This is a genomic window from Kitasatospora sp. NPDC058032 (assembly GCF_042885845.1).
In the GTDB taxonomy this organism is placed as follows: Bacteria; Actinomycetota; Actinomycetes; order Streptomycetales; family Streptomycetaceae; genus Kitasatospora.
On record NZ_JBHVRK010000008.1, the window covers coordinates 219629 to 246303 of the forward strand.

A 26675-nucleotide genomic window follows, 5' to 3' on the forward strand; every position below is an offset into this window, starting at 1 on the left:
GGCCGACCGGCTACCGCAAATCCGTCACCTCCGGGCAAGAACGAGGCATTCGCATGAGCAATGAATTTCGCGTGAGGGAGCTCGTCCTGGGAATCCAGGGCCTGGCGCTGCTGCGCCACGCCATGGACGGGGAGGAGGAGTTCCTCAAGGCGCGCGTCGAGGACATCCGGCGCTTCGTGTCGGACGACGGGGAGCTGCCGGAAGGAGGCACCGGCGTCAGCGAACTCGGCCTGGCCGAGGGCTACGCCTCCTGGTCGGCGGTCTACGACTCGCTCCCCAACTCGTACATCGAGGTCGAGGAGCCCGTGCTGCACGGGATCCTCGACACCCTTCCCACCGGCGTCGCCCTGGACGCCGCCTGCGGCACCGGGCGGCAGACCGGCGCCCTGGTCGCCCGCGGGCACCGCACCATCGGCGTGGACCAGTCGCCCGAGATGCTGGCCAAGGCCCGCGAGCGCGCCCCGCAGGCCGAGTTCCGGGTCGGGCGGCTGGAGAGCCTGCCGCTGGAGGACGACTCGGTCGACCTCGCCGTCTGTTCGCTGGCCATGACCCATCTGCCGGACCTGGCGGCGGGCGTGGCGGAGCTGGCCAGGGTGGTCCGTCCGGGCGGGCGGATCATCGTCTCGGACCTGCACCCGTTCGTCATCGCCCTCCAGGGGCAGTGCGTCTTCGTGCACGGCTCCGAGCAGCTCGCGTTCGTCCGCAATCACGTGCACCTGCCCGGGCGGTACCTGGAGGCGTTCACCGGAGCCGGGCTGCGGGTCCGGGCCCTTCACGAGCCGCTGTTCAACGGCCGTCTCGCGCCCGGGGGTTACGAGGAGTTCATCGCCGACGCCGCCCGCGCGGCCTGGGACGGGCTGCCGATCGTCATCGTCTGGGACGTCGAAGTCCCCGCCTAGGAGAACAGGAAGAGGAGGACGGACCGATGGCCCTGATCGTGGTGACCCACGCGGAGAAGCCCGAGCTGTGGGACCGCATGCCGGAACGGTTCGCCGGCATCGTGCCCGAGTACAACCTGCACGGCGACGTCAACGACGGCTACTGGGACCGGCTGTTCGAGGACTTCGCCGACTACCAGTTCGTCCTGTACGACGACGAGCGCGAGGTGGTGGCGGGCGCCGGACGCTCGCTGCCGCGGACCTGGGACGGCACGGCCGCCGACCTCGGCCCCGGACTGGACGACTCCATCGCCCGGGCGTTCGCCGACCGTGCGGCGGACCGGCCGGCCGGCGCCCTGGTCGCGCTGGGCATCGAGGTCGCGGAGGACTACCAGCGCAGGGGCTTCTCCAGCGTGCTGCTGGACGGGATGCGCCAGGTGGCGCGGCGGGCCGGCCTGGAGACGGTGCTGGTGCCGGTGCGGCCCACCTGGAAGGACCGCTACCCGCTGGTGCCGATCGAGCGGTACGCGACCTGGCGGCGCGCGGACGGCGCCCCGTTCGACCCCTGGATCCGCACCCAGGTGAAGGCCGGCGGCGCGATCGCCGGGGCCTCGGAGCGCTCCTCGCGGATCACCGGCACGGTGGCCGAATGGGAGCGCTGGACCGGCATCGACTACCCGGAGGACGGCGACTACGTGTTCCCGAGCGGACTCGCCACCCTGCGGATCGAGCGCGAGCAGGACCTCGGCTCGTACTGGGAGCCCGCGGTGTGGATCACCCACCCAGTCACCTCGGAGGCCGCCGCGGAGGCGGCTGCGGGGGCCTCCGCGTAGGCCGTCGGGGAGCTCACGTCCGAGGCCTCACGCCGGAGACCACTGCTCCCCGGCCCTGACGGCGGTCCAGGCGAAGGCGGACATCAGACGCACCTCGTCCGGACCGGCCTCCGGGCGGCGCTCGGGCGGCAGCCCGGCGGGACCGGCGGTGGACACCGCCGCGTCCCGCAGCCGGGCGAGGACGTCCGGCGGTACCTCGCCGGGGCTGCCGGGGTCGCCCAGCCGGCGGGCGGCTTCGGCCGCCTGCCGGCCGAGCAGCAGGCAGTGGATCCACAGCTCCTCGGCGAATGCCGGGCCGAACCGCTCGGCCACCTGCGTCGCCAGGTCCGCCGGCATGCCCTCGGCCACCGCCTCGCGCACCGCGCGCTCGGTGAGGCCGGTCATCGGCAGGGCGTCGAGCCAACGGTGGTGGCCGCGCCCGCCGTCCGGGCCGTTCTCCTGGCCCACGAGCCGGATGTAGCCCTCGCCGTAGCGCATGTACGGGATCCACCCCGGCTCCTCCAGGACCCGGCCGCGCGCCAGCAGCGGCTCGGCGTCGGCGGCGTCGGTGGGGCAGACGGCGAGCCGGATCCCCTGCGTGGCATGGCCGTTGATGCTGCTGGTGCCGATGTGCTCCACCACGTTGGGCACCGCGATCAGGCTCATCCGGCCGCGGGCGCGGAAGAAGACGGAGAAGAGCTCGTCGTCGTGGCGCTCGTCGCTGCCGGCGGCGAACGCGCGGAAGTCGTCCGCGGTGCCGAGCGGCAGACAGACCGCGAGCGACGGCGTGAACTCGTCGGGCACGGCCCGTACCCAGGCGGCGCCGGCGAGCGCGGCGAGCCGGGAGGCTCCGCCGTTGCGCGCGTGCCAGTTGGTGTAATACACCAGGGCCTCGTCGGGGAACCGGCCGGCCGCGCGGCCCACGAGCGCCACCAGGTTCTCCGGGGCGGACACGTCGTCCTGGACGACGAGGTGGTGGCTCGCCGCGGAGTCCGCCGCCGCCCAGGCGACCATGGCCGTCCGCATGGCCGAGGGCGGACCGTCCGGCTCCGGGTCGAGCGCCAGGCCGTCCAGCCCGAGCCGCTCGGCCAGTTCGCGGGCCTGGACCAGGCGTACCGGGTGGGTCATGACCGCTGAACTCACGCGCACCGTCGACACCTTGGCTCTCCCTCGTCTCTGGGGTCTCGTGTCATCGTGACAGGAGCCGCCCCGCCGCCGAAAGGGCGCGCAGTGATCTCGGCCGGTTCCCAACCCCAAGCTCAGGGCCAGTGGCGTCCTCTCCAGGGCGCCATGGCGCGGGGCTCGTTCTCCGTCGGGTGGGGCAGGTCGGAGAGGAACGGCCGCCCCACGGCCTCGTCCACCGCGACGATCGGGGGCCGTCGTCGCGGGAGGAGCAGCGCGGCGAGCGAGAGCCACCCGACCACGACGAACCCGTCCACACACAGGGCGGGCAGCAAGGGGAGCCGTCCACCGAGGTGCACGGCCGCCAGCACCCCGGCACCGACTCCGGCTGCAACCCCAACGATCAGACAGCGCACGGCCCTTCGCATTCCGCCTCCACAGTGACCAGTCGTGCGGCCAGTGGACCCGGCTGCTCGGGTGCAACAGTGAACGGCACACCGGCGCCCGTTGTGACGACGTATTCCGGACAGAATTGGAGTAGACCAATATTTCCCTGGCGCTCCGGCCCCTGGGCACATCGCGGAGCCCAAGCACCGAAGCTCCGCTCCGACACTCGGCCGACCCGCTGTCAAGCTCTGTACGATCTCGTGTCAATTCCGATGTTTGAAAGCCGGGAGATGCCCGTTGTACTGGTCGATTCCGCTGCGGAGGGCTTCGGAACCGTGTGAAGATGGGCGGCGTGTCGTCAGCTCCTGAACTCCGCCGGTGGCTCTCCCAACAGCCACCGGACACCCTGCAACAACTTCTCGCCTTCCTCGCCGTCGCGCACGGCCGGACCTTCAGCTACAAGGGCGAGTCGACCCGGCAGGTCCGCGCGAGTGCCGCGGGCATGCGCGCCTGGGTCGCCAAGGCTCCCGCCGACCTGCTGCTGCACATCGCCGAGGTCGGGCGCGAGGCGGCCGACCAGGTGGCACGTCAGAACGGCTTCGTGAAACAGGGTCTCCGGGGTGCGGACGCCGAGTGCCTGAGGTCGGCGCTGACGAACCTGCCGCCGTCGCTGGCCTGTCTCGCACTCCACTGGTATCCGCTGACCGACCAGGAAGCCCCCGAACGCGGCCAGGTCCTGGAGCACTGGGGCACCCTCTGGGAGGCCGCCGCGACTCCGGCGGACTGGCCCGAGCCGAGACCTCGCCGCCGTGCGAGCAGAACGGAGCGCGCCTCCGGCACGACCGCGCCGGAGGCCCCGGACGGCGACCAGCACAGCACACGACCCGCAGCCGCGGACAGGGAGAACTCGGTGTCTGACGACCTGGCGGAGCAGCTCGAAGCCGCTGCGCGCCGTCTGCGCGGGGAGGGCGAGGAGCTGGCCGGTCGGCTGGAGCGCCTGGCGGTGGACGTCCGCGGCGGCGTGGGGCGGCGGGACGCCGGTCTGGCCGCGGCCGTGGACGCCTGGTTCGACCAGCGGGCCGCCACGGCCGAACTGGCGCTCGGCCTCGGCGGTGACGTGCGGTGGGCGTCCACGCAGACCCATGACGACCTCGACCGGATCCTGGCGGACGTCCGCGCGGCGAAGGCCGACGAGGAGATCGCGAACACGGAGGCCGAGCTGGAGAAGCTCGCCGCCATGGTGGCCGCGATGGTGAGCTATCCGGCCGTGCACAGTGCGCTGCAGGCGGAGGTCGAAGCGAAGAGCGCCCGGCTCCGGGAGCTGCGGTCGCTCAAGGGCGGGCGGCCGGTGAGCGGCCCGGTCGACACCGTCCGCCCGGAGGAGCCCGCCGGGCCGGCTGCGGCGGGCGAGGTCACGGCCGACGTCACGGCCGAGGCCACGGGCGACGGCACGGGCGACGTCGTGGACGAGGAGCTGCCGGTCCCGGCGGCCGAGGGTGGCCTCCCGGTCGAGGCCGAGCGGGAGGCACCGCAGCCGGAGACCGCGCCCGAGGCCCCCGGGCAGCCCGCCGACACCGTCGAAACCCTCGACGCGCCGGGCTCCGCGGAGGAGGCCGTACCGGCGGAGCCGGCCGCGGAGGAGCGGCCCGGCCGGACCGGGCCCGCCACCGCCGTGGGCGTGCCGCGGCAGTCGGTGGAGACACGTGCCGCCCACCCGACCGCGCACCTGATCGCCCACCCGAAGCAGCCGTCGGCCGAGGCCGCGCCGAAGCCCGCCGAGCCGGTCGAGCGGGTCGAGCCGGTCGACGCACCGGTGGCCGTCGAGCCGCCGGCCGCCGAACCGACCGACGTCTGGACGCGGACCGGCGAGGCCCCCTCCCCGGTCGAGCAGCTGATCGCCGACGGCCGGCTGGCCGAGGCGTACTGGCTGACCCGGGCCGCCGGGGACCGCCGGGAGCGGTGCCGGTCGCTGGCCTTCGCCACCTCGGCGTTCGGGCTGGCCCCCGGGCAGCAGGCGGCGATCACCCTGCAGGTCAGCGTCGAGGACCGGGCGCTGCCGACCGCCGAGGACCGGGACGGCTACCTCATCGCCCTGGCCGCCGCGGTGCGCAGCGGACTGCAGGCGGGCTGGGCGCTGCCGATCGTCAACGACTTCGCACAGCTCCCCGGCCTGCCCGAGGTCTGGAACGAGCTCTTCCGCACGCTGGCGCTGGAGATCCGCAAGGGGGTGCCCTTCCAGCCGGGCGACGAGGCCGGGCTCGGACAGGACGACACCGTCGACCCGGCGGACCTGCGGGACCGGGCGGAGGCCCTCAAGGCCCGTCTGGGAACCAGCAAGACGGCCTATCAGCTCGCCTCCCGGGTGCTGCAGACCCTGCTCAAGGACGACGCGGAACTCGGGCACAGCCTCAACCTGATCGTGGCCTGGTCGGTGGGCGGTGCCACCGCCGAACAGCTGCGTCAGGACCTGGAGGACACCTACGGCGAGGACGACGCGATCGACCGGATCATCCGGGAGACCACGCGCCGGGTCAGCTCGCCCAACCAGCGCAAGACCAAGATCATCGCCACCGCCCTGGACCAACTGCGCGGGCGCATCGGTGAGGTGATGACGCTGCTGCGCGAGGCGGTCCAGGTCGCCGAGCTGCCGCCGCGTGGCGACAGCCGGCGACTCGGGAGCGAGCTGGTCGCCGCGCGGCGGGTGGCGCGCCAGGCGGCACTGCTGCCGGGTCCCGGCGGCGAAGCGGTCCGGCTGCTGCTGGACTGGATCGACGACGGAGTCGCCCTGGGCGTTTCGAGGGCCCCGGCCGGTCCGCCCGGCACCGACCCGCTGCTCGTGCTGCCGGGCCTGGCCTGGACGGCGACCGCCGACGGCCAGGACACGCCGGACCTCGCCGCTCCGGACGCCCTGGACGCCCTGCTGGAGCTCCTGCGGCCGGCCGACCCGGCGAAGGCCTTCGCCGCCCACCTCGACCGCGGTGACCTGCACATCGCCGGGCGGCTCCTCGACCTGGCGGCGGGCCGTCCGGCCGCCGCCACCGGACCCGAGGCGAACCAGCTGGAGGTGTGGCGGCGCAGGCTCGGTGACGCCGAGGCGCAGTGGCGCGAGAGGACCGGCACGGCCCTGCGCCAGGCCGACAACCTCTTCGCCCGGGTCCGCCTGCAGAACCTGCTCACCCCCGGGCAGGAGAACGAGCTGGCGGCCCAGCTGCTCGACCTCAAGACCTCGGAGCGCAGCCTGCGGTTCCGTCCGCTGCTGGAGCGGGTGCGGGGCTTCGTCTCCCGGCTGGACGACCGGATGCTGGAGAAGACCGACCAGCTGCGCGAGCAACTGGTCGACCTGAAGCTCGAAGGGGCGGACCTCGACCGGGTCAGCGCCCTGATCGACCGCGGCGACGTCGCCACCGCCGAGGAACTGCTCTCCTTCGCCCGCAAGGGCGAGCGCATACCGGAGCAGGTCGTCGAGACCGGCACCGAACTGGCGGCCTTCCTGGAGGGCGTGGGCCACCCGGACTCGCCCAGGGCCAGCAGCACCGGCGCCGACGCCCGCTGGTGGTTCGACCACTACGCGCGCGGGCGCTCCGGGCAGGCGGAGACCGACGCGGTCACGGTCGCCCTGCAGGCCTGGGAGTCGCTCGGGCGGCTGAACGAGCGCCGCAACTCCTTCCAGAAGCACGTCCCCAGCGTGCTGCGGATGCTCGGCCTGAGCGTCAAGGGCCCGGTCCGGCTGGTGGACCAGGACCGCAAGGACTGGCAGGTGATGACGCTCTCGATCACCGCGGAGATCAGCGACAACGTCCCGGGCTACGTGTCCCGGATCGGCTCCCGGGCCAAGGGCGTCTACCGGGTCCTCATCGTCGGCACCGAGGAGGTCGGGCCCGACGCCCTGATGCGTCATCTGCCCGAGTCCGCGCTCGGGGCCAACATCATCCTCTACCTGCAGCCGCTCGGCATCGGCGGGCGCCGGCGGCTCGCCCAGGCCTCCCACCAGAAGCCGCAGCAGGCGATCGTCGTCGACCCGGCGGTGTTCGGCTGGATCGCCGCCGGCGAGGCCCGCTCCTTCCGCGCGGTGCAGCGGGTGACGCTGCCCTGGGCCGCGTACCGGCCGTACGAGCCGTTCCAGGCCGGTCAGGTCGCCGCCGAGGTGTTCAAGGGCCGCGACCACGAGAAGCACACGATCATGGCCCGCGAGGGCGGCCTCTTCCTCTACGGCGGGCGGCAGCTGGGCAAGTCCTCGCTGCTCCAGCAGGTGGCCGACAGCTTCCGCGCCGGGCACGGCGGCAACCAGGTCGCGGTCTACACCGACCTGCGGTTCGCCGAGATCGGGCTCAGCCGCCTCCCGCAGGAGATCTGGAGCGTGCTGGCCCAGCAGCTGAAGGCCGCCGGGGTGCTCGACCGCAGGGTCTCGGAGCACGCCAACGCCACGGCCATCGGCGACCTCGTCCAGCAGTGGCTGAACGAGAGCGAGGAGCGCCGCATCCTCTTCCTCGCCGACGAGGCGGACGCGTTCCTCAACGCGGACGCCCGGCCGGTCGAGACGGCGACGGCGGGCGCGCAGTCGACCTTCCGGACCCTCACCGGCCTGATGAAGCTGATGGCCGACACCGAACGCCGCTTCAAGGTCGTGTTCGCGGGTCTGCACCAGGTGCAGCGCTACAACCGGCTCACCAACTCCATCACCGGGCACGGCGGCGAACCGGTCCTGGTCGGTCCGCTGCGGGCGAAGGCCGCGATCGACCTGGTCGTCGAGCCGCTGGCCGCCGCCGGACTCTTCTTCGAGAACCCCGACCTGGTCTGGAGCATCCTGGCCCTGACCAACAACCAGGCCAACCTCGTCCAGATCGTCTGCGAGGGCCTGGTCGAGGAGATGCAGGGCCGCGCCCTGTCCCCGGAGGGCGGGCGCCCCCGGATCACCAACGCCGACGTGCAGAAGGTCGTCGAGAACGGGGGCATCCGGGACAAGATCCGGGACCGGCTCCGGCTGACCATCGACCTGGAGGACCGGTACCGGGTCCTGACGCTGATCCTGGCCCTGCGCAGCCTCACGGACGGCTACGCCCGCGGCTACACGCCGCAGGAGCTGCAGGAGGAGGCGCACCGGGTCTGGCCGGACGGGTTCCCGGAGCAGAACGGCGTGGACGAGGTCCGCACCGACCTGGTGGAGATGGAGGGCCTCGGACTGGTCCTCCCGCTCCCGGGCCGGAGCAACAGCTTCGTCATGCGCAGCCCGAACCTCGTCAACATGCTCGGCACCCGTGACGAGCTGGAGGCGGAGCTGCACACCAGCGAGTTCACCCAGAAGTACGACTACAACCCGCGCGTCGCCCGCCGATCCATCGGCCGCGACCGCGACCGCCGGCAGATCCTGCGGATGAGCCCGCTGACGGACGAGCAGTGGCACGCCGTGCTGTCCCGGCGCACCGGGATGGTCACGGCCACCGCGGCGCTCGGCGCCGACTTCCTGGCCAAGGCCGCGGGGCAGCACGTCGGACGCGCGTGCCAGGTGGTGCCCGTGGCGTCCGCGGAACTGACCCAGGCGGTCACCAGGTGGGCCCGGGAACGCTCGCCGCACCTGCTCTTCGTCGACCTGCGCGGCGTCCCCGTCGCGCAGGTGCGGGCCGACGTCGAGCGACTCGCCAAGTACACCTCGGCGTCGGAGGAGGACGGCAAGGAGATCCCGCGCCGGCGCGCGCTGGTCGTCGTCGACCCGTTGACCGCGCTGCACTCCGACTTCCCGGAGGTGTCCCGGGTGCAGCCGCGGCGCTGGAACACGACCAGCCTGCGGGCCTGGCCGGAGCTGCCGTTCGTCTCGGCCCCGGAGCGGCGCAACCTGATCGAGGTGACCGGCGGCTGGCCCGGCTTCGTCGAGTGGGCCATCGCCCAGTACCTCCAGGGCGCTCCCCGGGAGCGGCTCTTCGACCTGGTGCGGGCCCGGGCGGACGACCCGGAGTTCGCCCGTGACCACCTGCGGCGGGTCGGCCTCTCCGACCGCCACGTCGAGCAGCTGGCCGGCTGGGCCGACCTGTTCAGCCCGGAGGAGCACCGGCAGGGCCGGGTCCACGCCATCCCGCAGGACCTGGCCGTCGTGCTCGACGACGACCTGGACGAGGCCGAGGCACTGCTGGCGGACCTGGAGGCGCTCGGGGTCCTCGACGACGACGGTGAGGTCCTCACCGTGGACAGCGTCACCTTCCGCGCGCTCAGGACCGTGGCGGGTGCGCAGGGCGGGTCGGTGTGACCGAGCTCCTCGATCCGGCCGGCGGGCTGTCCCCGGAGGCGGTCCGGTACCTGCCGGGTGCACGGCGCCACTGCGCCAGGGTGCTCGCCGACCTGCGGGCCGGGCTGAGCTGCGTCTGGCTGTTCCCGGACGCCGAGGTGGAGTCGGAGCGTGCCGACCGGGCCGTGGAGCAGGTGGTCCACGGGCTGGACCACGCCGTGGAGGCGCCGGGCAAGGGGACGGCTCCGCGTCCGGCCCCGGTCGCGGCGGTGCCGCACGCCCGGGATCCCTGGGAGCCGGACGGCGGCGGGGGCGAGGGCGAGTGGGCCGCCCACTCGTCCGAGGACACCCTCGACATCGACGACGGCTTCGGGGGCTGGGACCCGTTCGGCGTCTTCGCGGGTACGGGTGTCCAAGCGTCCGGGGGTCTGTCGCCCGCACCCGTCGTCGACGAGCCGGTTCTCGACGAGCCGGTCCTCGACGCCGGGCTCTCCGACGACCGGGACACCGACGTCGCCGCCCGGCTGGCCCGCAGTCTCGGTCTGGACGGGGACCTGGTCTCCGAGCTGGTCGGCGGCGCGGACGGCGGTACGCCCGTGCTCGTCGTGCGGGCCTGGACGGAGGCGGACCCGTACGCGGTGTCCCGGCTGGTGCGTCGCTTCCAGGCCGCCGTGAAGGAGGCCGGCCTCAAGCCGAGTGACCGTCCGCGGCTGCTGGTGGCCTCCCGGCTGCAGGACCTGGAGGAGGACACCGTGGGGCTGCTCGACGCGACGGTGTCGCGGCCGCACTGGTGGTGGGGGGTCTGGAGCCACCTCGACACGGCCACCGTGGTGGCCGACGCGATGCCGCACCCGGCCTCCGGACACGCCCACAGCCGCATGACGCCGACCAAGCTCATCCGGCACGCCCTGCGCCGCGAGACCGTGGTCCAGACGGCCGGGCCCGATCTGGGACTCGCGGTGGAACTGGCCAGGGCCTGGAGCGGCAGGACCGGCGACCTGGCGTCCGCCCTGCGCGAGTGCCGGCCCACGGACGGGGCCGTCGAGCCGGGCGCCCAGGGGCGGGGCACACCCGCCGCGGCGTACGCACCGCTGCCCGAGAACGGTCTGCGCGAGGCGTGGTCGGCGGGGCTGGTGGACAGCTGGGAGGGGCAGGTCCGGCACAGCCTCGGCTCCGGTGTGCAGGGCTCCGGTGGCGCGGAACTCGACAAGCTGGTCTGGCAGGCCCAGAACCGTGTCCTCCTGCCGCTCATCGACGACGCCCGCCTCGGCTTCGTCGAACTCCTCCCGCGGATAGCGGTGCGCGGCGTCGCCCGGCTCGTCGACACCTACGCCCGGCAGTCCCCGCGCGACACCAGGGGCGCACCGCCGGACGCGGCCTCCCTGGAGCTGGGCGAGCTCTACCACGCGGCGGTGCAGCGGGACATCACCCTGACCGACGAGCAGTTCGGCCGGCTGCGCACGCTCCGGCAGGCACGCAACAAGCTCGCCCACCGCACGCCCGTCGACGACGCCCGGCTCCAGGAGCTGGTGGAGGCGCTCGCCGGCTCCTGACGGGGCCGGGGTAGGGTCCACTGAGCGGGACAGAACGGCTGAGGAGGACGGAGCGGATGGCGGATCCGGTGCGCGTCGGACTGGTCGGGGTCGGCATCATCGCCGAGACCCACCTCACGGTGCTGGCCGAACGGGACGACGTGACGCTGGAGTTCACCGTCGATCCGCGGCCGGTTGGGCCGTCCGGGTTCCGGGGTGCCGCGCCGCCTCCGCACTACGACGGGCTCGCCCGGGCGCTCGGCGCGCACGAGCCGGACCTGATCGTGCTCGCCACCCCGACGGTGACGCACGCCGAGCTGGTGACCGAGGCGCTGCTGCGCTCCGCGGCCACGGTGCTGGTGGAGAAGCCCATCGTCCACGATCCGGCCGCGCTCGCGGAGCTGCGTGAGCTGGACGGGAGGGCCGACGTCCGGCGCCGGCTGTTCACCGCCCACCACTTCGCCTTCTCGCCGGAGGTGGAATGGGCGGCGGAGCTGCTCGCCGCGCACCCCGAGTGGGGGCCGGTCACGGGCATCACCTCGGCGTTCTACGACCCGTACGCCCAGCGGCTGCCCGCGGCCTTCGCCTCGTACGGGTCCAGCTGGACGGACTCGGGGGTGAACCAGCTGAGCATGATCACCCGCTTCGTCGACGACCTCACCGCGCTCACCTCCCTCCAGCCGGCGGACGGCGGCGCGAGCGCCTGGTGCACCGTGGAGTTCCGCTCGCGGGGTGCGGTGGGCACGGCGCGGCTGCGCAGCAGCTGGCTGACCGGATCCAGCAGCAAGGAGAGCAGCCTGGTGTTCGGCCGCTCCGGGGTGGAGGTCTGGATCGACCACACGGCCATGACCGGATTCGCCGCCCGTGGCGGCGAGCTGATCGCCACCTTCGGCAACGACGGCCGCACCCCGCGCAAGGTGGCCCACTACCGCCCGCTCTACGCCGGCCTGCTCTCCGGCCGCCCCGACCGGGTGCTCGGCTTCGACGCCGCCGCGACGATCGCCGCCATCCACCAGGCGGCCCCCGCGGCCGGGTAGCCGGGGGGAGAACTCCTGGTCCTCGGTCCCGGCGGCTGGATCCACAACGTGTCGCCCCGCGGGAGGACCCGGCCGTCCCTGGTCCGGGTCCTCCCGCGGGAGGACGGTCAGCGGCGGAGCGGGCCCTCACAGGTGTAGTCGGCGCTGCCGGCCTGGCCGGTGGGCCAGACCTCGATCTTGCCGAACCAGCAGTTCATGTCGGCGAGGTTGTTGGCGGCGGTGCCGGCACGGGTGAGCAGGTAGTAGTCGACGGTGTCGGCCATCGACTCGCGGACCCGGCCGGCGTCCAGTGTGTTGTTCAGGTTGGTGGTGATCCGGCCGGTGCAGGTGAAGCGCACGGTGTTGTTCCAGTCGGCGTTGTCCTTGCAGACCGGGGTGTTCTGGGTGGCGCGGGCGAAGGCGTCCTGCACCTCGTAGGCGTAGGCGAAGCGGAGCCGGCCGTTGGGGGTGAAGTCGGTGGCCGGGACGTAGAGGTCACCGGCGCGCGGGATCTCGGTGTCCAGGTAGTCGTCGTACTCGCGCTGGAGTCCGGCGTCCCGGCCGATCCGGTCGCGCCAGGCGTTGTAGCCGTCGAGGTCGTCCGCGCGCAGCAGGCGGTACATCTCGGCCAGCTGCTCGGGGTGCTTCTCGCCGAGCAGGTTGAAGAAGACGGCCGCGTACGGGTACACGCGGAAGCCCACGTCCCGTGTGGCGTGCACGATCTGATCGACCGTCATGCTCTGCTTTCCGTCGCGCTTCTCCCAGCCGATCTCGGTGAGCATCCACTTGCGGGCCTTGACGCCGTCCTTGGCGGTGGCGCCGGCGAAGTACTCGGCGGTGCCCTCGTTCATGGCGAAGGTGGTGTCGGCCGGCCAGCGCTCGGTGTAGCCGCTCTCGGGGATGGCCCAGCGGGCGTTGAGGTAGTGGGTGTACTCGTGCCGGAAGAGCTCCTCCAGGCTGAAGTAGGACTCGGTGCTGAGGCGCTGGTAGGTGTAGAAGGTGGACTGCTCCTCGATGAACATGCCGCCGTTCTCGACGTCCCCGACGCCGAAGAGCAGGTTCTGCAGCAGCTGGTAGTTGCTCTTGGTGTCGTACAGCTGCACCGTGAGGGTGGGGTGGGTGTCGTCGGCGAGCGGCTGGTCGGTGCCGATGGTGCGGAAGAACTGGGCCTTGACCTGCTTGGTGGCGTAGTAGAGCTGGTCGGCGGTGGCCTTGTCGAGGGCGGTGCGGACGACGAGCGTGCCGTTGTCGTAGCTGTAGGTGTTCGGGAAGAACTGCCGCATCAGGTCGGCCCGGCAGGCGTCGTATGCCTGGCAGAGGCCGTAGTCGTTGACCGGGATGGCGGCGTTGGCCCACGCGGGGCTCAGCCGGCCGAAGTTGTCGCGGGTGGCGGTGAGGACCGCGCCGGCGTTGGCCTTCACCTCGGGCAGGACTGCCGGGATGCTCCCGAGGCGGGCGAACTCCAGCATCGCGTCGCGGGCGGCCCACTCGGTGCCGGTGCCCTTGAGGTGGCCGTAGCCGGCGAACGCCCGGATCGCCTGCCGGTAGGAGGGGTTGTCGGCGACGGCTTCCTGGAACTTCCCGCCGTCCTCGACGACGTTGTTGATGCCCTGGAAGTTGATGGTGAGCGCGGCCTGGAGGGCCCAGTTCCACCCGCGGTTGCCGATGTAGGGGCTGTCGGCGGTGGCGTACTGGCGCATCACCCGCTCACCGAGCGGGAGGAGGCCGGGGCGCAGCCCCGGGCCGCTGTTGGCCTGGAACACCTCGCCCATGGCGTTGCCGGCGTGCTCGGTCGGCTCGAAGACGTGCGGGTTGGCGAGGTAGGCGGCGGTGGCGCTCTTGATCGCGGCCTTGGTGGTGTCGTCGCCGAAGTCGAGCTCCTTGTGACTGAAGTCGAAGTAGACGGCGACGTGCAGGAAGTACCAGAGCCCGCGCTGGTTGTGGGTGTTGGCGCTGTCGAAGTCCGGCGCGAGGGAGGTGATCCGGTCGGCGACGGTGCGCACGTGGTCCTGGGTGAGGACCTTGGCGAGTTCGGGCCGCCAGCTGCTGAGCAGGGGATACAGGCACTCGTCGTAGCCGTGCGCCGGGTCGCTCAGGAAGTCGGCGAGGGCGGTGGGGGAGAGCGCGCTGAAGACGGCCAGGTCACAGCCGGTGGCGGCGGTGAGGGTGGCGGGGGCGGTCGGGGTCGGGGCACCGTCCGGGTCGGCGACCGGCTGCCCGGCGGTCGCGGTCGACTGGCGGTTCGCGTTCTCCGGCGCGCCCTGCGGGCCGGGGAGATCGGTGGAGGCGGTCCCGTGGGCGACCTCGCCCGCCGGGCCGGCCGGGTGGTGGGCCCGGGTCGTCTCGCCGAAGGTGGAGGGCGTGGAGGCGACCGGCGCCGAGGCGGCCGGGGCCGCGGGGCCGGGCGTGGCGGCCTGGGCGCTCTGGAGGAGCGGGGCCGCGAGGGTGGCGGCGAGGGCCGCGGAGAGCAGGACTGTGCGCAGACGTGGGGTGGCTGACACCAGTTCTCCTGTGGGAGTGGGGGTGCGCGACGCCGGGCGCGGTTCGGGCCGAGGGCGTGGGGGAGCGCCAGGGCCGCTGGGTCGCACGGGAGTTGGGTGAGCACGACGGGCTCTGCGTGGATTCGCTCAACCCGTCGATGAGTAAAATAGTAATGTCAAATTGCATTGCGCAAGAGGTTGCCCGCCAGGGGATGGCGGCGGGTAACGAGAGGGTCTCGACCTGCCGATTGTGGGCGCAGGGGTCTTGACGTGGGCTCGACCAAGAGCGTTTGCTGGCTCCCGCTCGTTCGATGTTGATTACTTCTGTTTGTTTATGTGTGATTTGAACGTTCAAATCGCCCCAAAGGTGGGGGAGTGCGCTATGCGTGATTACCTGACGCAGTTCGCCGAACCGTTCGGTTACTTGGACTTTGCCCGGTTCGGACCGGTGTCGGAGCCGGTCCGCCGGGTGCTCGTCCGCGAGGCCGACCGGCTTCACCGGCACGGCTGGTCCGCGCTCGACGAGCTCGACGCGCAGACGGCCGAGGCCGCCCGGACAGCGGGCGGGCTGCTCGGCTGCGCGCCGCACGAGGTCGCCTTCGTGAGCTCCACCTCGCACGGGCTCTTCGCCGCGGCGCACGCCTTCGCGCAGTCGCCCGGTCGTGCGGACGGCACCGTCCTGATGGCGCGGACGGACTTCCCCGGCGCCCTCTATCCCTGGCTGCGCGCCGAGGAGAACCGGGGCTTGAAGGTCCGTCAGATCGACGGACCGCTCACCGTGGACACCGTCCGCGCCCATCTCGACGACCAGGTGCGCGCCGTCGCCGTCTGCGCCGTGGACGCCGCCACCGGCTTCCGGGCGCCGCTGGCCGGGCTGAAGGAGCTGATCGGCCCGGACCGGGTCCTGGTGGTCGACGCCGTCCAGGCCCTCGGCGCCGTCGAAATCGCCGCCGACGCCGCCGACGTGCTCGCCGCCGGCGGTCAGAAGTGGCTGCGGGCGGGCTGGGGCGCGGCCGTGCTGATGGTGCGCGACCGGGTGGCCGGACGGCTCGGGCCCGGCCTCGGCGGCTGGTCCGGCGTCCAGGACCCGATCGAGGCGCCCGCCCACCCGTGCCCGCCCCGGCCCGGCGCCGTCGCCCACACCCTCACCAACCCGGACGGGCCCGCCGTCGCCGCACTGGGCGCGGCGCTCGCCCTGGTGCGGGACACCGGCGCCGACCGGATCGAGGCCCGGATCGCCGAGGTGCTCGGCGGGCTGCTCGACGCCGCCCGCGCCGTCGGCGCCGAGACCGACGGCGGGCCGGGGAGGCCGGGGGAGCCCGGCAGCGGCATCGGCCGCCTGCGGCTGCCCGGCGTCGACCCCGCCGCCGTCCACGCCGCGCTGGCCGCCGCCGGCCTGGCCACCACCCTGCGCGCCGGCTGGATCCGGCTGTCGCCGCACGCCAGCACCGACCCCCTCGCCGCCGTGCCGCTCGCCGAGGTGCTCGACCGCGCCCGGCAGGAGGTCCGCGCCGCCTGAGCGGACCACCTCCCAGACCCTGTTCCACCCGCCCTTCACCCCCCTCGGAAAGGCCTGCCATGTCACACCTCACCCGTCGCGAACTGCTGCGCGCCTCCGGCGCCGGCCTGCTGGCCCTGTCCGCCGGTGGAGCCCTCTCCGCCTGTGGCGGCTCGAACGGCACCGGCTCCTCCGGCGGGGACGCCGCCACCGGTACGATCACCGTCTGGTCCTGGACCAGCGCGGCCGACGCCCTGCGCGGCGTGGTCCCCCTCTTCGAGAAGGACAACCCCGGCATCAAGGTCGACGTCCAGGACGTCGGCAACCCGGCCATCTGGGACAAGATCACCGTCGGCCTGGCCGCCGGCGGCCAGGGACTCGCCGACGTCCTGCACATCGGCTGCGACTACCTGCCCGGCTACCTGGAGAAGTTCCCCAACGGCCTCGCCGACCTCTCCGCCCTCGGCGCCGACGCCCACAAGGACAAGTTCGCCCCCGGCCTGTGGCCGGTCGTCACCGACAAGTCCGGACGGGCCCGCGCCCTGCCCTGGGAGGTCAACGCCCAGGGCTTCTTCTACCGCAAGGACATGTTCGACAAGGCCGGGCTCGACCCGACCACCTTCGCGACCTGGGACGACGTGGTCGCCGCCGCCGGCGCGTTCAAGGCGGCCAACCCCGGCGTAGGCCTGGTCGGCATCAACAAGACCGGCACCCCCGGCCCCGACACGGACTTCCTGCAGTCACTCATGCAGCAGCAGGGCGCCTTCTTCTTCGACCTCCAGGGCGACATCACCCTCACCTCGCCCGAGTGCGTGCGCGCCCTCACCCTGGTCAAGCGCCTCGACGAGGCCGGCCTCCTCATCGAGACGCCCGGCGCCACCGCCTGGCGCGCCCAGATCAAGGACAGCAAGCTCGGCGCCGGCCCGCAGCCCTCCTGGGCGGCGCACTTCATCGAGACCAAGTTCCCCGAGCTCAGCGGCAACTGGCGGCTCACCCGGCCGCCGGCCGTCACCCCCGGCGGCAAGCGCACCGCCCTGGTCAACTCCACCCACCTCGCCGTCGCCTCCTCCAGCCCGCGCCGCGCCGCCGCCTGGAAGTTCGTCGAGTACGCGCTCACCCGGCCCGACGCCGTCAACGCGATGTTCAAGGCCGGCAGCGTCTTCCCCGCGCTCACCGCCGCCTACCAGGACCCGGTCTACAACGAGCCGAGCGCCTACTACGGCGGCCAGCCGGTCCTGAAGACCTTCACCGAGCTGCTCTCCGAGGGCGGCGACGCCACCAACTACTCCGGCGACTTCGCCCGCGCGCTCAAGCTCGTCAGCGACGCCCAGGCCAAGGTGCTGACCAAGGGCGCCGACCCGGCCGACGCGCTCCAGGAGGCCGCCAAGCAGCTCGCCCAGCAGACCGGGCGCAAGATCAAGTGACCGCCGCCGCCCCCTCGGTGGCCGCCCGACCGGCCGCGCCGAGCAAGCAGGTCCGGCGCGCCCGGCTGCGCCGCCGGGCCGTGCCCTACCTGCTGCTCGCGCCGGCGCTGGTGCTGTTCGGGACCTTCAAGGCCTACCCCATCGTCTCCTCGCTGCTGCTGTCGCTGACCACCGGCTCCGGCAGCGCCACCCAAGGCGCCGGACTCGCCAACTACCGCCGTCTGCTGGACGATCCGCTGTTCTGGACGGCGCTCGGCAACACCGCCCGGATCCTCGTCGTGCAGGTCCCGGTGATGCTCGGGCTCGCCCTGCTGATGGCGGTCGGCCTCAACGCCGCCCTGGTCCGCTGGCGCGTGGTGTGGCGGCTCGGCATCTTCATGCCCACCGTCACCGGCCTGGTCGCCACCGGCATCCTGTTCTCCTTCCTGCTTAACAAGGAGAACGGCGCCGTCAACAAGGCGCTCGAAGCGATCGGCCTGTCCGGCGTCGACTGGTTCGGCAACGGCTTCTGGGCGCAGATGGCCGTCGTCCTCGTGCTGACCTGGCACTACACCGGCTACAACGCCGTCATCTACCTGGCCGGGCTGCAGGGCATCCCGCGCGAGCTGTACGAGGCCGCGATGGTCGACGGCGCCGGCCCGGTGCGCCGCTTCTTCTCCGTCACGCTGCCCGCGCTGCGGCCGGTGGTGCTGTTCACCGTCGTGCTCTCCAGCATCGGCACCCTGCAACTGTTCGACGAGCCGTACGTCCTCACCCGCGGCGGCCCCGACAACGCGACCCTCACCGTGTCGATGTACCTCTACGACAACGGCTTCCGCTACTTCGACTTCGGCTACGCCTCCGCCATCGCCTACGCGCTCACCCTGATCGTCTCGGTGCTCGGCGCGGTGCAGATGCGCCTGATGGGAGAACGCGAATGACGCCCGTCACGCCTGTCACCCCCGCGGTCCCCGCCGTCCCGGCGGCCTCCGCCGCCCGCCCGGGACGTCGCCGGCTGCGCGGCTGGCCGGTGACCCTGGTGCTGGCCGCCGTCACCGGCCTGTCCATCGCCCCGTTCTACTGGCTGGTGGTCTCCGCCACCCTCACCGACAACGAGATCTTCTCCTGGCCGCCGCACCTGCTGCCCGGCTCCCACCTCGGCGAGAACCTCCGCCACCTCCAGGACCGGGTCGGCCTCGGCCGGGTCGTGCTCAACTCCCTGCTGGTGTCCGGGATCCAGACCGTCGGCGCGCTCGTCGTGGCGCTGCTCGCCGGCTACGCCTTCGCCAAGTTCCGGTTCCGCGGCCGCACGGTGCTGTTCGCCGTCCTGCTGTCGACACTGGTCGTGCCGGACCAGGTGATGCTCGTCCCGCTGTTCAAGATGATGATGTCCTTCGGCCTGCTCGACAGCTACCAGGCCCTGATCCTGCCCGGCCTGTGCGTACCGTTCGCCATCTTCCTGATGCGCCAGGCGCTCTCCAGCATGCCCGACGAACTCCTCGACGCCGCCCGGGTCGACGGCGCCGGCGAACTGCGGGTGCTGTTCGGGGTCGTGGTACCGGTCATGCGGCCGGTGCTCGCCGCGCTCGGGATCTTCCTGTTCCTCGGCTCGTGGAACAACTTCGTCTGGCCGCTGATCGCCCTGCGCAGCCCCGAGATGCACACCATGCCGGTCGCGCTCGCCACCCTCCAGGGCATGAAGACCAATACCGACTACGGCCCGATCCTCGCCGGAACCGCGCTGTCCACCCTGCCGATGATGGTCCTCTTCCTGGTCCTCCAGCGGCAGTTCATCTCCGGCCTGCTGGCCGGCGCCACGAAAGGCTGAACCGAACCATGACGGAAAACGCCGAGGGCACCGAGGCCGTCGAAGCCGCGGAGGCCACCGAAGCCGCCGAGACCACCGAGGCCGCGGAGATCTGGGAGCCGCACGCCACCGCCACCACCGGCCGCCCGCGTCCGCTCGCCGTGCCCGGCCTCCCCGCCGGCCGGCTGGAACTGCTGGTCACCGGCACCGCGAGCGTGCGCACCATCACCGAGGAGGTCATCGAGGTCACCGCCGAGGTCACCGCCGAGGAGCGGGAGAGCGGCGGCGAGGTCCGGATCGAGTGGCGCACCCCCTGCACCGGTGCCACCTCGTTCTGGACCCCCGAGCCGCGCGGCACCGGCTGGCTGCCCGCCGCCTGGAGCGCCCCGCGCCGCACCACCCTCTCCCGCGGCGCCCCCGTCGCCGCCCTGGTCGGCGTCGGCGACACCACCCTCTGCGCCTTCGCCGCCGACCGCGAGGACGCCCGGGCGAGCGCCGGGGTCGTCGAGGAGACCGGGGAGTTCCGCTTCTGGGTCCAGGCCGCCGACCGCCTCACCGTCCGCATCGACACCTCCGGCCGGCACTTCGCCCACAGCCTCGCCGACCTCGCCGACTGGTGGGCCGCCGGCGCCGACCGCCCGGCGCACGTCCCCGACGCCGCGCGCCGCCCCGCCTACTCCACCTGGTACGCGCTGCACCAGAACATCACCCCCGAGGCCGTCGAGCGCCAGGCCGCCCTCGGAAAGGACCTCGGCCTCGACACGATCATCGTCGACGACGGCTGGATGACCACCGACCGCACCCGCGGCTACGCCCACTGCGGCGACTGGGAACCCCACTCGCTGCCCGACACCGCCGCACACGTCGCCCGCGTCCACGACCTCGGCGTGCGCTACCTCCTCTGGTACGCGCTCCCCTTCATCGGCAAGGACAGCGCCGCCTGGGACACCCTCTCCCAGTACGCGCTCGCCGACGTCGGCCACCTCGGCGCCGTCGTCGTCGACCCCCGCTACCCGCAGGTCCGCGCCCACCTCGCCGACCGCCTCGCCCGCGCCGCCGAGGAGTGGGGCATGGACGGGCTGAAGGTCGACTTCGTCGACTGGTTCGGCGTCCAGGACCCGCCGGCCCCCGGCCCCGAGGCCGACTGCGCCACCGTCGACGACGGCCTGCGCCTGCTGCTCGGCGAGATCCGCCGCCGGGTCGACGCCGCCCGCCCCGAGGCGATGATCGAACACCGCCAGCCCTACGTCAGCCCCGGCCTGTGGCCCTACGCCACCATGGTCCGGGCCACCGACTGCCCGCTCAGCCCGCACGAGAACCGCCAGCGCATCGTCGACACCCGGCTGGTCGCCGGGCCGCTCGCGGTCCACTCCGACATGCTGATGTGGCACCCCACCGAGACGGCCGAGCAGGTCGCCTGCCACCTGATCAACGTCCTGTTCGGCGTCCCGCAGATCTCCGTCGACCTCGCCGCGCAGAACGCCGGGCAGCGAGAGGCGCTCGCCTTCTGGCTGGGCGTCGCCCGCTCCCACGTCGACACCCTGCAGCTCGGCGCGCTGCGCCCGGCCCGGCCCGACCTCGGCTACCCGCTGGTGACGGCCGTCGGCGACGGCGAGGTGATCGTCGGCCGCTACACGGCGCTGCCGGTCGGGGCCGGCGGCACGTGGCGTAACCTGCTGGTCGCCAATGCCGACGCCGACCCGGACGTCCGCCTGGTCGGCGGCCGCGGCACCGCGGAGGCCACCGTCCAGGACGCCCGCGGCCGGACCGTCGGCACCTCGACCGTCGACCTCGACGGCGGGGCCACCGTCCACGTCCCCCGGGGCGGCCTGCTGACCCTCCGCCGGGTCTGAGGCCCCGCCCCTCCCGTCCGAGGAGAGCCGATGACCACCCCGGCACCGCGCCCGGCCCGCCGCGCCACCACCGTGGCGGACGTCGCGCGCGCGGCCGGGGTGTCCCGGCAGACCGTCTCCAACACGCTCAACGCCCCGCAGCGCGTCCACCCCGACACCCTGGCCCGGGTCACCGCCGCCATCGACCGGCTCGGCTACCGGCCCGACCAGTCCGCCCGCTCGCTGCGCACCGGCGAGCGCCGCACCATCGGCTACCTCGCCCCGGTCGACGACCCGCACGACCCCAACCCGCTGATGGCCGGCTTCCTCGAAGCCCTGGTCGACGCCGCCGGCGCCGAGGGCCACCACGTGCTGCTCCTGCGCCCGGCGGCGGGGGAGCAGCACGCGAGGGCGGTGATCGACGCCGTGACGGCGGCCCGCCAGGTCGATGGCCTCGTCCTCGCCGACGTCCTGCCGGACGACCCCCGCGCCGTGCACGCCGCCCGCCTCGGCATCCCCTTCGCCGCCTTCGGCCGCACCGGGCCGGGCCTGCCGCAGCACTGGGTCGACATCGACAACGCCGCCGCCACCGCCGAGGCCGCCCGCCACCTCGCCGAACGCGGCCACCGCCGGGTCGGCTACGTCGGCGGGACCGGCCCGCTGCCCTGGCTGGCCGCCCGCCGCGAGGGCTTCCACCGCGAGGCGGTCCGCCTCGGCCTGACCCTCGTCCCGCCGCCCGCCGACGGCGAACTGCGTTCCTTGCTGCGCGACCCCGACCGCCCCACCGCCCTCGCCGCCGACAACGACCTCGCCGCCCTCGACATCTACGAGGCCGCCCGCACCGAGGGCCTGCACATCGGCCGCGACCTCGCCGTCACCGGCTTCCACGACACCCCCCTCGCCCGCCACCTCCGCCCACCCCTCACCTCCCTGCGCCTCCCCCTGCGCCCCATCGCCACCGCCCTCGTCAGCCGCCTCCTCACCCAGGTCCGCGGCGAGCCCACCCCCACCACCGGCCTCGAACTCCCCGCCGAGCTCATCACCCGCCCCAGTTCATCGGAGAAGTGGCCACCCCACTGAGCCGGGGAAGGCCCTCCTTGCGACGGGAGCTCCCGCGTCCGTGGGGTTGTCCTTGATACCGAGGCACTGACCCGCGATGGTGACCGTGCCATCGTCGTTGAAGGTGGCCGACGCGATTCCGTAGTCGAGGAGCTCAGCGGCCCCACCGGTTTCCGGTGGGGCCGCTGGTGTTCTGGTCCGGTGGTCGGGGAGAGGGGGTAGAACTGATCGGACGTCATGTAGGCCTGTGGGAAGGGACGGTGTGTCGTGGTGCGGCGGATCGCGGTGGTGGGGGCGGGGCAGGCGGGGTTGCAGGTGGCGTTGGGGCTGTTGGGGGTGGGTGGGTACGAGGTGACGGTGGTGGCGGCGCGGACGCCGGCGCAGGTGCGGGGTGGGCGGGTGATGTCGACGCAGGCGATGTTCGGGCCGGCGTTGCGGGTGGAGCGGGCGGCGGGGCTGGATCTGTGGGAGGGACAGGCGCCCGGGGTGCGGTCGGTGGATGCCGTGCTGGTGCCCGAACCCGGGCTGCGGGCCATGGAGTTCACCATGACGCTGGACGAGCCGGCGCAGTCGGTGGACCAGCGGGTGAAGATGGCGCGCTGGCTGGAGCTGGTGGAGGAGCGCGGCGGGCGGGTGGAGTACCGGGAGCTGGACCTCGCCGGGCTGCGGGAAGTGGCGGCGGCGCACGATCTGACGGTGGTCGCGGCGGGGCGCGGCGAGCTGGCGGGGATCTTCGAACGGGACGACGCCCGTTCGCCGTTCGACGCGCCGCAGCGACGGCTGGCGGCGGTGTACGCGCACGGGGTGGGGGCGCCGGATCCGGCGGCCGGGCCGCGGGCGCGGATGCACGCGGTGCCCGGGGTGGGGGAGTTGTACCTTCAGCCGGCGCTGACGCTGTCGGGGCCATGCGACATCCTGCTGTGGGAGGCGCTGCCGGGCAGCCCGTTCGACTGTTTCGGCGACCGGCCGGACGGTGTCGAACAGCTCGGCAGGATGCGGGAGCTGATGGGGGAGTACCTGCCCTGGGAGGCGGAGTTGTGGACCGCCGCCGAGCCCACCGACTCCGGCGGCTCGCTGTACGGCGCGCTCACCCCGGTCGTGCGGCGGCCGGTGGCGGAGCTGGGGGACGGGGTGGCCGTGTGGGGGATCGGGGACGCGGTGGTGGTGAACGATCCCATCACCGGGCAGGGCGCCAACAGCGCGGCGCGGGCGGCGGACGCGTATCTGCGGGCGATCGTCGAGCGCGGGGACGGGCCGTTCACCGCGGCGTGGATGAGCGAGGTCTTCGAGGAGTTCTGGGAGCGGCACGCCCGGCACGGGGTGGCGCTGACGGCGGCGCTGCTGACGATGCCCGACCACCTCCAGGCGGTGTTCGCCGCCGCCACCGAGCACGAGGCGGTGGCCCGGCGGCTGGCGAACACCTACGCCGAGCCCGCCGATTACGCCGCCTGGCTGGCCACTCCGGAGCTGGTCGGTGCCTATCTGGCCTCGGTCGGTGCCTGAGCTCCCGGGTGTTCAGGGCGCGTCGCCGACCCGCAGGTCGGTGGCCACCTGGCGGCGGCCGGTCAGCAGGGCCTCGGTGAGGACGCCGGCCGTGACCAGGGCGGTGAGGGCGAGGGCCGGGGGCAGCACGGCGGCGGGGCGGAGCGGCACGCCCGGCGGGACGGGGGTGCCGAGCAGCGCGGACAGGTCGAGGGCGGGGCCGAGCAGGGCGGTGGCGGCGAGGGAGGCGAGGACGCCGCCGGCCGCCGCGAGCAGGGTCTGCGGCAGGGCCTCGACCAGGATGAGGGCCAGGCCCTGGCGCGGGCGCAGGCCCATGGTGCGCAGCCGGGCGAGGGCGGCGGCGCGGTCGGGGGCGGCGCGCAGCAGGGTGAGCAGGGCGGCCAGCAGGGCGAAGGCGCCCGCGCCGGCGGTGGTGGCCAGAAAGGCCCGGGCGGCGGCCCGTTGCAGCGGGTCGTCGGCGAGCGCGGCGGTGAGGCCGGCGGCGGTCTTCAGCAGGTAGCCGTCCGGGACGGACTCGGGGTGCGGGCCGACGTAGGGGACGCCGCTCAGCCTGGCGGTGTCCGCGAGCAGGGGGTGGACCGGCTGGTCGTGCAGCAGCCGTCGGACGGCCGCCTCGTCGGGGTCGCCGACGGCGAACCAGTGGCCGTGGTCCGCCAGTTCGGGCACCCGAGCGGTGGCGGGGCCGGCGGGCAGGACGATGAAGGGGTGGGTGGAGTCGCGCAGCGCGGGGGTGGCGTCGACGGTGCCCGCGTACTGGGCGCGCAGTTCGCCGGTGCTGGTGAGGTAGATCCGTTCGGCCCCGGCGTGGCCGCCGAGCTGCTCGACCAGGCCGCGGGAGTAGAGGGCGGGGACGGGGACGTCGCGCCCGGCCGGCCAGACGGGGCCGTCGGGGGCGGCGAGCCGGGCCGGGTCGAAGGCGCCGCGGCCGAGGGAGCGGGAGATCTCGGCGTAGGCCGGCGGGTCGACCACGACCAGGCTGATGGTGAGGTGGCGCTGTCCGGGGCGCAGCACGGCCGCGTCGGTGAGCAGGGTGACGGCGGTGGCGGCGCGGACGCCGGGCAGTCGGTCGGCCGCCTCGGTGAAGGAGGCCGCCAGGCCGAAGCCCTTGGGCGCGCTCACCATGACGTCACCACCGGTGGCGAGGCGGGACTCGCGGGTGCGGCCGGCGTCGACGGCGTCGAGCAGGTTCGCGCCGAACCCGGCGGTGGTGACGGCGAGCAGCAGCGCGAGCACCGGCAGGACGGTCGGGCGGGGGTTCCCGCCCGAGCCGCCCGAGCCGCCCGAGCCGCCCGAGCGACCCGATCCGCGTGCCGCTCCGGCGAGCCCGAGGAAACCGACGGCGCCGCGCCGCCGGCCGACCGCCCGGGCGAGTGCGCCGAGCAGGGGCGGCTGCAGCCGGGCGAGCAGCAGGCCGGTGCAGAGCGCGACCAGCAGCGGGGCGGCGACGAGCAGTGGGTCGATCCCGGCGCCGGGCGGGGCGGCGCCGCGCCGGCGGACCTCGGCCACGGCGGCGGCTGTGACGGCGAGTACGGCGAACTCGCCGACCACCCGGCGTGGGCCGCCGCCTCGCGCGCCCGGCAGGGCCCGCGCGCGCTGCCGGGCCCGGGCGCGCGGGTGGAGCAGCACGAGCGCGCGGGCCGGGAAGGCGAGCAGCGCGAAGGCGGCGGCCGCCGTGCCGGCGAGCACGGCGGAGCCCCAGCGCGGGGCGGGCAGCAGCAGGAGGGCGAGCAGTGTTCCGGCCGCCGCCCCGGGCAGTACGAGGGCCGCGCCCTCGCCGAGCAGCCGCCGCAGTACGCCCCGGCGGGAGCCGCCGCGGGCCTGGAGCAGCAGGAGTTCGGGGCCGCGCCGGTCGGCGGCCAGCGCGGCGGCCAGGCACAGCACCACCACCACGACGCCGGACAGCCCGGCCGGGCCGATCGCCGCGAGGGGCGCGGCGGCGTCCCGGCGGGCGGTGGCCAGGTCGAACAGCTCGGGCAGGGAGGAGAAGGTGTGCAGGTCGGAGCGGCCGGTCCCGGCGGCGAGCCGGACGGCGGTGGGGCCGGTCAGATAGCTCGCGAGCTCCCGCGCGGCCGGTGCCAGCCGGTCGGCGCGCAGCGCGTCGGTGTCGACCGGCAGCCGCCAGGAGAGCTGTCCGCCGTCCGCCCACCGCTGGAGGCCGGACAGGTCGTCGCCGCTGGTCAGACCGGTGGCCTCCCACAGCCGCAGCCGCTCGTAGGTGTCGGGGATCCTGAGGCAGGGCCTGGTCAGACAGGCGAGGTCCGTCCAGTACGGGTCGGCCTCGTCGTGGACGTCGAAGGTGCCGACCACCTCCGTGCCGGGGGACGGCGGGGCGAGGGGGAGGGGTTCGGCCGTCAGCACGTCGCCGACCCGGACGTTGAGCTTCTCGGCGGTCGTCCGCGACACCACGATCTGGAGCGGCCGGTCGGTGGGGACGGGCGCGGGCCACCGGCCCTCGGCGAGGGTGGTGTGCTCGGCGAGGCCGGCGAGGTGGTGCAGGGACAGCTTGGGGGACGGGCCGTCGGGCCGGGACAGCTGCGGGTCGGTGAGGGTCCGGGCCTGCCTGCCCTGCACGCCGTAGACCGGTCCGCTCGCCGAGACGCGGAACTCCCCGCCGGTGTGGGCGGTCAGCCGCTCGGCGACGGCGTCCAGTTCGGCGGAGTCGTCGCCCTGGCGGAGTCCGGCGGTGGTGACCAGGCTGGTCGCGCCGATGCCGCGGTCGCGCAGGAAGTCGCGCAGCGCGGCGTCCTCGCCGCGGTCGACACCCCGGGGCAGGCCGGTGGCGAGCAGCACGACCGCGAACACCAGCACGGCGTAGAGCAGTGCCGTCCAGGGCGTGGCCCGCAGCCGGGTGCGCACCCACCGCGCGGGCCGCCGGCCGGGGTGCGCGGGGTGCGTCGGGAGCGCGGAGGGCGGCGCCGGGTCCCGCATCCGTCGGCTCCCTCCGCTTCCGGTGCCTGGCGACCGGATAGCGGACGATGCTGCCAGAGCGGCGGACCCGGCGGAAGGCCCCTTCGGGCAGACTCCGAGCCCGCGGGGCCCGGCGACGCCGTTGTCGGTACCGGCGGCTAGGTTCTGAGGTGTCGCCGGATACCGAGACACCCAGCGGCCCACGCCACGCCGTGCCCGGAA

General features: G+C 74.0%; 16 protein-coding genes. 12 read left to right on the forward strand and 4 right to left on the reverse strand.

Annotated features, from left to right (window positions below; genetic code table 11):
* Nucleotides 1-71: 71 nt before the first annotated feature.
* On the forward strand, nucleotides 72-899 hold the full coding sequence (locus tag ACFVUH_RS16095; protein ID WP_387913771.1) for a class I SAM-dependent methyltransferase: 828 nt from the start codon (nucleotides 72-74) through the stop codon (nucleotides 897-899).
* 26 nt (nucleotides 900-925) lie between these two features.
* Nucleotides 926-1711: an N-acetyltransferase gene (locus ACFVUH_RS16100; protein WP_387913772.1), complete on the forward strand. Its 786-nt coding sequence runs from the start codon at nucleotides 926-928 to the stop codon at nucleotides 1709-1711.
* Between the two features lie 27 nt (nucleotides 1712-1738).
* Here the strand turns inward: ACFVUH_RS16100 and ACFVUH_RS16105 are convergent, their stop codons facing one another.
* Nucleotides 1739-2833, reverse strand: a complete 1095-nt coding sequence (locus tag ACFVUH_RS16105) for a hypothetical protein (RefSeq protein ID WP_387913774.1) — start codon at nucleotides 2831-2833, stop codon at nucleotides 1739-1741.
* Nucleotides 2834-2949: 116 nt separating this feature from the next.
* The gene (locus tag ACFVUH_RS16110) at nucleotides 2950-3147 is read right to left on the reverse strand and encodes a hypothetical protein (RefSeq protein ID WP_355367976.1); all 198 of its coding nucleotides are present in this window, start codon (nucleotides 3145-3147) and stop codon (nucleotides 2950-2952) included.
* 404 nt (nucleotides 3148-3551) lie between these two features.
* Here ACFVUH_RS16110 and ACFVUH_RS16115 point away from each other — a divergent pair, with 404 nt between their 5' ends.
* Genes ACFVUH_RS16115 through ACFVUH_RS16125 form a run of 3 tightly spaced genes read left to right on the forward strand, consistent with a single transcriptional unit; the run spans nucleotide 3552 to nucleotide 11985 of the window.
* On the forward strand, nucleotides 3552-9437 hold the full coding sequence (locus tag ACFVUH_RS16115) for a hypothetical protein (protein WP_387913775.1): 5886 nt from the start codon (nucleotides 3552-3554) through the stop codon (nucleotides 9435-9437).
* A complete protein-coding gene (locus ACFVUH_RS16120) occupies nucleotides 9434-10969 on the forward strand; it encodes a hypothetical protein (RefSeq protein ID WP_387913776.1) in 1536 nt (511 codons plus the stop codon). Before ACFVUH_RS16115 ends, ACFVUH_RS16120 begins: the two co-directional genes overlap by 4 nt.
* 56 nt (nucleotides 10970-11025) lie before the next feature.
* Nucleotides 11026-11985 carry a Gfo/Idh/MocA family protein gene (locus ACFVUH_RS16125; protein WP_387913778.1) on the forward strand — a complete coding sequence of 320 codons (960 nt, stop codon included), beginning with the start codon at nucleotides 11026-11028 and terminating at the stop codon, nucleotides 11983-11985.
* A 107-nt stretch (nucleotides 11986-12092) separates the two neighbouring features.
* Here ACFVUH_RS16125 and ACFVUH_RS16130 read toward each other — a convergent pair whose 3' ends face one another.
* Nucleotides 12093-14465 (reverse strand): collagenase, encoded by a 2373-nt coding sequence (locus tag ACFVUH_RS16130; protein WP_387913779.1) that lies wholly within the window; start codon nucleotides 14463-14465, stop codon nucleotides 12093-12095.
* A 361-nt stretch (nucleotides 14466-14826) separates the two neighbouring features.
* Here ACFVUH_RS16130 and ACFVUH_RS16135 point away from each other — a divergent pair, with 361 nt between their 5' ends.
* The 7 genes from ACFVUH_RS16135 (at nucleotide 14827) to ACFVUH_RS16165 (ending at nucleotide 23546) form a co-directional block, all read left to right on the forward strand.
* Nucleotides 14827-15963 carry an aminotransferase class V-fold PLP-dependent enzyme gene (locus ACFVUH_RS16135; RefSeq protein ID WP_387913781.1) on the forward strand — a complete coding sequence of 379 codons (1137 nt, stop codon included), beginning with the start codon at nucleotides 14827-14829 and terminating at the stop codon, nucleotides 15961-15963.
* Between the two features lie 59 nt (nucleotides 15964-16022).
* The gene (locus ACFVUH_RS16140; protein ID WP_355367958.1) at nucleotides 16023-17366 is read left to right on the forward strand and encodes an extracellular solute-binding protein; all 1344 of its coding nucleotides are present in this window, start codon (nucleotides 16023-16025) and stop codon (nucleotides 17364-17366) included.
* Between the two features lie 17 nt (nucleotides 17367-17383).
* Entirely contained in the window at nucleotides 17384-18286 is a 903-nt protein-coding gene (locus ACFVUH_RS16145; protein WP_380682820.1) for a carbohydrate ABC transporter permease, read from the forward strand.
* Entirely contained in the window at nucleotides 18283-19173 is an 891-nt protein-coding gene (locus tag ACFVUH_RS16150; protein ID WP_355367952.1) for a carbohydrate ABC transporter permease, read from the forward strand. Before ACFVUH_RS16145 ends, ACFVUH_RS16150 begins: the two co-directional genes overlap by 4 nt.
* An 8-nt stretch (nucleotides 19174-19181) precedes the next feature.
* Complete coding sequence (locus ACFVUH_RS16155; protein WP_387913782.1) at nucleotides 19182-21005, forward strand: glycoside hydrolase family 36 protein; 1824 nt, start codon at nucleotides 19182-19184, stop codon at nucleotides 21003-21005.
* 30 nt (nucleotides 21006-21035) lie between these two features.
* The gene (locus tag ACFVUH_RS16160; protein ID WP_387913784.1) at nucleotides 21036-22064 is read left to right on the forward strand and encodes a LacI family DNA-binding transcriptional regulator; all 1029 of its coding nucleotides are present in this window, start codon (nucleotides 21036-21038) and stop codon (nucleotides 22062-22064) included.
* Between the two features lie 246 nt (nucleotides 22065-22310).
* Nucleotides 22311-23546 carry a styrene monooxygenase/indole monooxygenase family protein gene (locus ACFVUH_RS16165; protein WP_387913785.1) on the forward strand — a complete coding sequence of 412 codons (1236 nt, stop codon included), beginning with the start codon at nucleotides 22311-22313 and terminating at the stop codon, nucleotides 23544-23546.
* Between the two features lie 12 nt (nucleotides 23547-23558).
* On the opposite strand, the gene ACFVUH_RS16170 is transcribed toward ACFVUH_RS16165, so the two are convergent.
* Nucleotides 23559-26474, reverse strand: a complete 2916-nt coding sequence (locus tag ACFVUH_RS16170) for a hypothetical protein (RefSeq protein ID WP_387913786.1) — start codon at nucleotides 26472-26474, stop codon at nucleotides 23559-23561.
* Nucleotides 26475-26675: the final 201 nt, after the last annotated feature.

Coding starts and splice junctions, on each gene's coding strand:
- ACFVUH_RS16100 (WP_387913772.1), top strand. CDS start 926: ATGGCCCTGATCGTGGTGACCCACGCGGAGAAGCCCGAGCTGTGGGAC.
- ACFVUH_RS16125 (WP_387913778.1), top strand. CDS start 11,026: ATGGCGGATCCGGTGCGCGTCGGACTGGTCGGGGTCGGCATCATCGCC.
- ACFVUH_RS16135 (WP_387913781.1), top strand. CDS start 14,827: ATGCGTGATTACCTGACGCAGTTCGCCGAACCGTTCGGTTACTTGGAC.
- ACFVUH_RS16140 (WP_355367958.1), top strand. CDS start 16,023: ATGTCACACCTCACCCGTCGCGAACTGCTGCGCGCCTCCGGCGCCGGC.
- ACFVUH_RS16150 (WP_355367952.1), top strand. CDS start 18,283: ATGACGCCCGTCACGCCTGTCACCCCCGCGGTCCCCGCCGTCCCGGCG.
- ACFVUH_RS16155 (WP_387913782.1), top strand. CDS start 19,182: ATGACGGAAAACGCCGAGGGCACCGAGGCCGTCGAAGCCGCGGAGGCC.
- ACFVUH_RS16160 (WP_387913784.1), top strand. CDS start 21,036: ATGACCACCCCGGCACCGCGCCCGGCCCGCCGCGCCACCACCGTGGCG.
- ACFVUH_RS16170 (WP_387913786.1), bottom strand. CDS start 26,474: ATGCGGGACCCGGCGCCGCCCTCCGCGCTCCCGACGCACCCCGCGCAC.